Source organism: Micromonospora sp. GCM10011541 (genome assembly GCF_042650725.1).
GTDB lineage: Bacteria > Actinomycetota > Actinomycetes > Mycobacteriales > Micromonosporaceae > Micromonospora > Micromonospora sicca.
This window is the reverse complement of the sequence record NZ_JBHSBP010000090.1, coordinates 1-8,142: the sequence shown is the minus strand read 5'-3', so window position 1 is coordinate 8,142 and position 8,142 is coordinate 1. Positions and strand designations below refer to the sequence as shown.

Genomic DNA, 8,142 nt, shown 5'->3' with positions numbered 1-8,142 from the left:
TGATCACGCCAAGGCCGCTTACTGTCCACAATGTACAAAACGATCCCCGGCCGAATCCGCAGCCAATCGGGCCGGGAGGTTAAACGACAAGCTAAGACCCTGGGCGGGGTCATAGTGGTCGCTGCCCGCCGCGACCACGCTCGCCCGGAACGCGCGGGTGATCGGCGGAAGCCGCAGTCCGGGGCGGCAGCGGCAGGCAGCCGCCCCGGACCGTGGTTCAGGCGATCCGGTAGGCCCGCTGGATCGTCTGCGCCACCGTGTTGCCGTCGGTGTCGGTGGCGGTCAGGCGCAGCGACACGAAGCCGGGCCGCCGCGGATGGGTGATGAGGGCGGCGCCCCGGGTGACCGGCAACGCGACCCACGTCCTGCCGTCGTCGAACGATGCGGAGACGCCGAGCGTCCGGTTCGGCGCGGCCGCCGAGCCCGCCTGCCGGTCCAGCGCCACGGGGATGGTCATCGTCCGGCCCGCCCGGGCCGTGTTCGTGTCGTCGAGCACGGGCATCGGCCGTGCCGTGGTCAGGGGCAGCCGCTCCGACGTCGACGTGTGCGCCGAGGTGAAGGTCCAGGCCACCGAGACCGACGTCGACAGGGTGTCCGGGGCGCCGCGGGTGACGGTCGCCTCCAGGCGGTAGGCGGCCTTGCCGGCGGGCACCGAGAAGTCCGCGTACGGGCCGTCCGCAGTGGCGATCTCCTTACCGTTGCGCGACAACCGGAACTGGACCTGCAGGTCGTCGCGGCTGGCCGGGCGGCCGCTCGCGTCGCCGAACAGGGGTGGCGACGCGACCGAGATGGTGTCGCCGTCGCGGCCCGCGTACCCCAGCGGCGACCAGGTCGGGGCCCCGCCCACCGTGGGCCCGAAGGGCGCCGCGTTCCAGGTCTGGGTGTACGTCCTGCCAGGCTGGAAGGTGGACTCCTGCGTGGTGAGGTTGTCGCCCTCCATGAACGTGGACGTCCAGACGATGCCGCCGTCGGTGTTGTAGTACTCGGTGGCGTGGAACGGCAGGTCGAACGACGTGCTCGAACCGATCGGGCCGGGGCCGCCGGGGGACGCCGCACGGTGGAAGCGGACGGCGGTCGCGGTGGTGGACTGGCTCCGGTAGGTCGCCTTGACGGTGGCGAGGTTCGCCGGCGACAGCTTCCTGGTCAGCCCCGTGAACATGTCGCCCTGGCGCACGTACGCGAGGTCGTACGTGTAGGGGCTGTTCCGGAACGTCCGGTCGGTGCCCGGGCGGGCGAGCCCGACGCCCAACGTCGCGGCGAACTCGGGCGCCGCGACGGCGGGCCCGATCCGGCCGAAGAAGACGTCCGCGAACGACACCCCGCTGAGCTGGACACCCGGGTAGCGGAAGCCGTCGTCCCAGTTGGCGCTCACGTTGACCGCGAGCGCTTCGGCGTCCCGCTGGGGCACGGTCAGCGAGACCGGCCGGGCCGTGCGGGCGTCGATCGCCTCGGTGACCGGGCCGCGTACGTCCAGGACCGGCTGCACGAGCAGGGTCGACACCTCGCCCTCGTGGAGGGTGCTGTACAACGCGTACCGGTCCTTGGGCAGCCGCATGGTGCCGCCGCCCGGCTGCCCGTCGAGGGTGGTGAACTCGCCGGTGGCCAGGTTCGCCGCCACGGTCCGGTACTCCGTGGCCGGTCCGCCGTCGCGGCCGGTGTGGTCGAGCCGGACGTCGTAGCTCTCGATCTCCTTGTTGAGCGCGAACGGCGTCCGTACCCGCAGGTCCCCGGCGCCGGTGGCGGTCAGCGCACCCTGGTAGACGCCGTCGGGGGCGTCCACCCGGGTGTCCACGGTGATCGTCGCCTCGACGCGGCCGCCGGCCGGCACCACCAGGGTGGCCGGGCTGACGGTGAGCATGCCGGCCGGCGCCGGGGCGATGGTCAGGGACAGGGTGACCGCCGCGGTGCCGGTGTTGCGGTAGCCGACGACGTGGGTGAACGGGGTGTCGTCGGCGTGCGGCCAGCGCTGGACCGGGAAGTCGATCACGGCGACCTCGGCGGCGATCGGCTGGGCGACCGCGCGACCGACGTCCACACGCCCCGCGCCCAGCTCGTACAGGCTGCCGTCGCCGGCCGGCTCGGCCGAGTCCATCAGCGCGGCCTTGAGCTGCGGGCCGGACCAGTCCGGGTGCTGTCCGGCGAGGATGGCGGCCGAACCCGCCACGTGCGGGGTGGCCATCGACGTGCCGGACATGGAGGCGTAACCGCCGCCCGGGGCACCCGCCACGATGTCGACGCCCGGCGCGCTGATCTCGGGCTTGATGTGGTTGTCGCCGATGCGGGGACCCCTGCTGGAGAAGTACGCCCGCTGGTCGTCGGCGTCGACCGCGGCGACGGCGAGGGCGTCGTCGGCGGTGGCCGGCGAGGAGACCGACTTCGGTTTGCCCTCGTTGCCGGCGGCGACCACGAAGAGTGTGCCGTACCGGTGACTCAGGTCCTGGACGGCGGTCTCCAGCGGGTCGAGACCCGGTGTGTCGGTGCCGCCCACGCTCAGGTTGACCACCCTGGCCTGCGGCGCGGCCCACTGCATCGCGGTGATGATGTCCGAGTCCTGGCACTCGTAGGTGGCGCAGACCTTGCCGACGAGCAGCTTCGCGCCGGGTGCCACGCCGCGGTACCTGCCGCCGGAGGCGGCGCCGCTGCCCACGATGGTCGACGCCACATGGGTACCGTGGCCGACCGAGTCACTCGGGTCGTTACCGCCGGTGAAGTCCCGGACCTCGCCGAGGTGTCCGGCGAAGTCGGGGTGGCCGGCGTCGATCCCGGTGTCCAGCACGCCCACGGTGACGCCGGTGCCGTCGAAGCCGGCCTGCCAGGCCGCCGGAGCACCGATGTGTGGCACGCTGCGATCCAGGGAGACCCGGCGCTTGCCGTCCAGCCAGACGTGGGTGATCCCGGCGGCGAGCGTGCGCTCCGTCGGGGTGCCGCGGGTGAGTGACGACCAGAGCGTCACCCGGTCGTCCCGGTCCGCCCGCACGGCCAACGCGTGGGCGGCGGGCAGGTCTGCCCGCACCCGCGCGGCACCCCCAACGGCGGCCGACCGCGCCTGCGCCGCCATGTTCTCCGGGTACGCGACCAGCAGCGGTAGCTCGGCCGTCCGGTCGTCGTAGCCGAACTCGCCGAGCGCGGTGAGGTCGAACAGCCGCCGGTCGAGTCGCCCGTCGTGCAGCAGCGGCATCACGTCGACCGGGACGACGTACTGGTGACCTCCCTCCCGGCTGCTCACGAACCGCATGCCGGCCCGCCCCGGCCCCCGCTGGATCTCCAGGTGACCGTCCGCGTCCAGCGACACCCGATCCCCGGTGATCAACGTGAAGGTGCCGGGCTTGCCGGAGACCGTGGCCCCCGGCTTCTCCTGCGCGTCCGCCGGGGAAGCCGTGAGGCCCGCCGCCGCCAGCGCGGTCGCGAGCACCGCGGCTGTCAGGGCGCGTCGTTGCCGTCGTCGCACATCGTCCTCTCCGTCACGGGCCTCTCCCGGGACGGCACGATGACGCCTGGCCCGCTCGACGGGTTGATCATTCATGGTGTGACGCTTGCCACAATCCCGCACCGCGCAGTTGGGGCCGGGCGTCCCTCCCGGGTCTCATTCGGCGGTGACCACGAGACGAGGTTGTGGGGGAGGTGCAGGTCAGATGCGTGACGCCGAGGAGTTCGATGCCTTCTACGCGGCCTGTGCGGGACGGATCGTGGGTCACCTCTATGCGCTGACGGGCAACCGCGGCGAGGCGGAGGACGCCGTCGCCGAGGCTTTCATGCGGGCCTGGCAGCGCTGGCGGACTGTGCGGGAGGCGGACAGCCCGGAGGCGTGGGTCCGCCGGGTCGCCTCCCGAATCGCGGTGAGCAGTTGGCGCAAGACCTTGAACCGGCTACGTGCACACCGCCGGGCCGCCGTCGACCAGAGCGTGCCCGGGCTCAGCGAGGACCACGTCGCCCTGCTCCAGGCGCTGCAGCGGCTGAGCGCCAATCAGCGCCGCGCCGTCGTGCTGTACCACCTGAACGATCTCAGCGTTGCCGAGGTGGCAGCCGAAATGCAGGCGCCGATCGGGACCGTCAAGACATACCTCGCCCGCGGTCGGAGAGCAATGGCCGAGCTGCTGACCGAGGCGCACCACAAGGGGGCCTCCCATGGCTGATCGTCACGATGACCTCACGGCAATCGTCGACAGGGTCCGGCACGTCACGACGCTGCCCGGGGCGCAGACGTTGCGCCGCCGCAGCGACCAGCGCCGGCGGCGCCGGGCGGCCGTCACCGGCGCGGGCCTGGCCGTGCTGATCGTGACCGCTGGCGCCATCCTGCTGCCGTCGCGGGACGCCGTTGAGACGCCGGACCGGGGTGTTGTTGGCCCAGCGGGCGAGGTCCCGCCATCGGTCGCCCCGTCCGTGACCGCGTCAGCGGGACCGCTGGACATCCTCGGCGGCCGGCGGCAGGTCCTGATCGTGGTGCCCGGCATGGGCGGGGCCGCGTTGGCGATCGGCCGGGACGACGACCGGGTGCGGGCCACCACCGAGCAGGGCATCGACGACCGGGCGCTGTGGGTCCTACACCCCGAGGGGGACAAATTCCGGATCATGCTGGCAGCGCCGCGCAGCGGCAGCCAGGTCTGCATGACCGTCGTGCACGACGCGGCGCCGGGCAGCGTCCGCGACCGGGTGTGCGATCCGACCACGCAGACGCAGCTCTTCAAGATCGAGCAGATCGCCGACCGTAGCTACTCGATCCTCCAGGATCGCCGCTACCTCCAGGTGGTCGACGGCACCAATGCCCTGGTCCCCGACCTTCCCGAGGGCCTCACCACCACGTACGAGTTCGAGGACCGTGGTCCCGCCGTCACTGAGTCGTCGGGCGGGGGAAGCAGCCCCACGCGTTGAGCAGAGGGGCGAACAGAAACCACAGCGGCACCGACCGGCGCGGTGCTTTGGCGCAGCTGCGGCACCGGCTGGCCTCCTCCTCGAGGTCGAACGGCAATTCGTCAAGCGCCTGGTCGACCACACGAACCCGCACGCGAAGGCGGCCGCTGCCCGGCCATCGCCAGCCCGCCCCGCCCCGACACCAACACCTCGACCGCGCTCACCAGGCGACGACACGTCGAGGGCAAGACATCGCTTCCCAGGTCGGCCTACCCGGGAACAAGCGCCTCGAGGTTTTCCGGCTTCATGGCCTCCGACCAGTGTCGGCCGGAGAACTCCAGCTGCGACTCGAGCGCGTCCATGGTGGCAACCTTCTTGTCCCAGTACGGCGCGATGTTGACGACGCAGTTGGGCCGCGACGGGCTCATGTAGTAGACCGTGGGCACCGGGTGGGGCTCGAGACCCTCATCGGCCGCGGACCCGCGGCTGGCCAGGGCGAGGGCTTCCAGAATCAGCGTCATAGCTGGCCGGTGATCGGGGTCGAGGTCGGCCTCATCGAACAGCGGGCCACACGTGCGCACAGCGGCACCGACGGCAGTGACTAGTCAGCGACGTGGATGACGATCTTACCGCGGCGTTTGGCCGTCTCGAGTGCCTCGTAACCTGAGCGCGTCTCAGTGAGGGGCAGCACTCGGTCCAGCACCGGCCTCAACCGGCCGTTATCGACGAGCTCGGCGATGGAACGCAACGCGTTCTGGTCGGGCTCGACGATGAAGTACACCCCACGAACGCCATGCCGGGCTGCTTCCTGCTGGTCGGGAGGCGTGGCGAGAGTGACCAGGACACCGCCCGGTTTCAGGACCGGCCAGGACCGCGACTGCGTGGCTCCTCCGACAAGATCAACGACCACGTCCACGTCGCTGACGTGATCCTCGAAGCGGTCGTGCGCATAGTCGATGACCTGCTCGGCACCCAGACCCTTGACGAACTCCAGGTCGGCCGCCGCCGCCGTGGCGCTCACGCGAGCACCGAGACCGGCCGCGAGCTGCACCACGTAGATCCCCACACCGCCGGCGCCGCCCTGCACCAGCACGTGCTGGCCGGCCTGCAGGTCGGCGTGGTCCACCAGTGCCTGCCAGGCACTCAACGCAGCCAGTGGGAGCGCCGCGGCGTGGTCATGGTCAACGGTGGCGGGTTTGGCCGCCACGACGGCCGCGGGCAGGGCGACGTACTCGGCGGCCGCGCCATCGCGGGTGAAAGGGATCAAGCCGTAGACGGCCTCCCCCTCGGCGGGGCTCTCCACCCCCGCCCCGGACGCCGCGACGACTCCGGAGAACTCGTGCGACGGGATGATCGGGGTGCGCTCGGGTCCTGTCCCGTCCAAGCTGTGCGTCCAGGTTGCCGACCAGGTGAGCTCGGTGGGTGTCATGGAAGCGGCCTTCACGGCCACCAACACCTCACCAGGCCCTGGCTCGGGCCGCGGCGCCTCCTCGTACACGAGTTGCTCCGGCCCGCCCCTGGTGTGAGCTCTCACGGCGTGCATCGTGCTCATCCGACGACTGCTCCTTCCCGACCACATGTCGATCAGCCCGCCGGCCGCCCCTGGGGATAATCGCAGTCTGACTCCTGCATTATCTGGAGGTTCGGCAGCCGCCTGCCGGACTTCCGTAACCCTTGCCCCTTCCGTGCAGAAGCGCGCTGGATCAGGGGCGCTCCCGGGCAGTAGCACGCGGCGGTGGTCTGGCGGCGACCGCCGAAGCCAGGCATGGGCGGGTTACACGATCAACGTGCAAAGGCGAGGCACTAGGTCGGATGCTGCTGTTGCCCTCTTTCCCGACCCATGAGCCAGCTCCCGATCCTCCCCCCGATACGCCCCGGAACCGTGAGCGACGGCAGGTAATGGCTGGACCCGGCGGGACCAAACAAGATCGGCCCCGACCGAATTTTTGCTGGTCAGGGCCGTTCTCGCACCTGGTGGCGGGTAGAGGATTCGAACCTCTGTAGCTTTCGCGACGGATTTACAGAACGCTCCTGCGCCAAGTCACCTGCTGCGTTGCACCGCACTGATGATCCACTGGTCTGAGGGTTTGCCACGCAGCCCGTCGTCCGTGACGTACACGCGACACATCAGCCCGTAGGCGTCGCGGCTGGCCGCCTCCGGGTCAACGTCGATGCCGTTGACGCGCACGGTGGGCGAGCCAAGGAAGTGTTCTGCCCGCGCCTGCTCGTCCGAGTCGATGCAACGGTGAGTGATCGTCTCCTCGATGCCAGCAGCGGCCAACAGTGACCGTATCCGCGTCTCTAGGCCCTCATGGTTGGGGCATCCATCGAAGTAAAGGATCTCGATCATTCCTCACCGGCTGTCTGGCAGATCGTTCCCGGTTGCCTGCTCTCAGGGGCCGCCCTGTCCGGCCCTTTCGATACAGCAGGTCGATCGCGCAAGCCGTCACCAGGCCGTCGACCGCCAGACGAGCATGACGAACGACGACCAACAGCGACGATGTTTGCCCAGGTAGCGATGCGTGATGTGTCAGCTGGCCAGGGGGAGCGGCCGGGCCTTACCTGTAGTTGGTGAACTGCTGAGGCGTCGAGCAGGGCTGCCCGTGGTGAGGCGGGCTGCCGGTACTGGTAGACCTCGGTGTCATCGAGCCTGTCAGTGAGGACGTAGACGTGCTCGACCGCGGTTGCCCCGACATCGCTCGCCCCGACGTAGAAGCCCGTCTGAGGCAGCCTGACCACCGCCGGCGGGCTGCCCTCGGCGGTGACCTCCACCGGCATCAGTCTTCCGTCGACCGGCCCACCCAGGAACCATGCCTCTACTGCCGCCACCCGGCCATCATGCCGACACTCACCTCTCGTGGTTTGACATCCATGGGCGACATCCACCGCCCTGGCGCAGCGGACGGACGTATGCGGCTTTGAGGGTGGGCACCGCGGACGGCAGGCAGGTTTGCCGACGCCGCGGCGCGCGATGCCGGCCGGAGGTCGCCCAGCAACGCAGCCGCAAGCGCGGCTGGTGGGTCGAGCTTGGGCGTCGCCTTGATTTCCTTAACAGCTTCGTCCTGACCGTCGACGGGTCCTGGCCAACCTGCTATCCGAGCGCCGCCTATGCACCAAGACTCGCATGATCAAACGCTCGAACTCCAAGTACCAAGCCCGCGGCCCAAACATCGACCGACGCAGCTACAAAGCCACCACCAGCATCGACGTCATCAGCCCTGACCCTTGACACAATGCCGTTCAGATAGGGCATCTATCGAGGTCAGCGTGGTGAGCTGACGTTGGTGGGCTGCG

6 protein-coding genes are annotated in these 8,142 nt (G+C 70.2%); 2 read left to right on the top strand and 4 right to left on the bottom strand.

The window, feature by feature from the left end; genetic code table 11:
• Positions 1–217 precede the first annotated feature (217 nt).
• The gene (locus ACFOYX_RS30765; RefSeq protein WP_322444105.1) at positions 218–3,448 is read right to left on the bottom strand and encodes a S8 family serine peptidase; all 3,231 of its coding nucleotides are present in this window, start codon (positions 3,446–3,448) and stop codon (positions 218–220) included.
• A gap of 184 nt (positions 3,449–3,632) precedes the next feature.
• Between ACFOYX_RS30765 and ACFOYX_RS30760 the strand changes: the two genes are divergently transcribed.
• A complete protein-coding gene (locus tag ACFOYX_RS30760; protein WP_322444103.1) occupies positions 3,633–4,133 on the top strand; it encodes a SigE family RNA polymerase sigma factor in 501 nt (166 codons plus the stop codon).
• On the top strand, positions 4,126–4,869 hold the full coding sequence (locus ACFOYX_RS30755; RefSeq protein WP_322444102.1) for a hypothetical protein: 744 nt from the start codon (positions 4,126–4,128) through the stop codon (positions 4,867–4,869). The genes ACFOYX_RS30760 and ACFOYX_RS30755 overlap by 8 nt, the downstream gene beginning before the upstream one ends.
• 248 nt (positions 4,870–5,117) lie before the next feature.
• On the opposite strand, the gene ACFOYX_RS30750 is transcribed toward ACFOYX_RS30755, so the two are convergent.
• The 3 genes from ACFOYX_RS30750 to ACFOYX_RS30740 form a co-directional block, all read right to left on the bottom strand.
• Positions 5,118–5,369 (bottom strand): hypothetical protein, encoded by a 252-nt coding sequence (locus ACFOYX_RS30750; RefSeq protein ID WP_322444101.1) that lies wholly within the window; start codon positions 5,367–5,369, stop codon positions 5,118–5,120.
• An 80-nt stretch (positions 5,370–5,449) separates the two neighbouring features.
• A complete protein-coding gene (locus ACFOYX_RS30745; RefSeq protein ID WP_322444100.1) occupies positions 5,450–6,400 on the bottom strand; it encodes an NADP-dependent oxidoreductase in 951 nt (316 codons plus the stop codon).
• Between the two features lie 489 nt (positions 6,401–6,889).
• Positions 6,890–7,198 carry a hypothetical protein gene (locus ACFOYX_RS30740; protein WP_322444099.1) on the bottom strand — a complete coding sequence of 103 codons (309 nt, stop codon included), beginning with the start codon at positions 7,196–7,198 and terminating at the stop codon, positions 6,890–6,892.
• Positions 7,199–8,142: the final 944 nt, after the last annotated feature.

What these genes read in the sequence shown, in the direction of transcription:
- ACFOYX_RS30760 (WP_322444103.1), top strand. Translation starts at nt 3,633, where the DNA reads ATGCGTGACGCCGAGGAGTTCGATGCCTTCTACGCGGCCTGTGCGGGA.
- ACFOYX_RS30755 (WP_322444102.1), top strand. Translation starts at nt 4,126, where the DNA reads ATGGCTGATCGTCACGATGACCTCACGGCAATCGTCGACAGGGTCCGG.
- ACFOYX_RS30750 (WP_322444101.1), bottom strand. Translation starts at nt 5,369, where the DNA reads ATGACGCTGATTCTGGAAGCCCTCGCCCTGGCCAGCCGCGGGTCCGCG.
- ACFOYX_RS30745 (WP_322444100.1), bottom strand. Translation starts at nt 6,400, where the DNA reads ATGAGCACGATGCACGCCGTGAGAGCTCACACCAGGGGCGGGCCGGAG.
- ACFOYX_RS30740 (WP_322444099.1), bottom strand. Translation starts at nt 7,198, where the DNA reads ATGATCGAGATCCTTTACTTCGATGGATGCCCCAACCATGAGGGCCTA.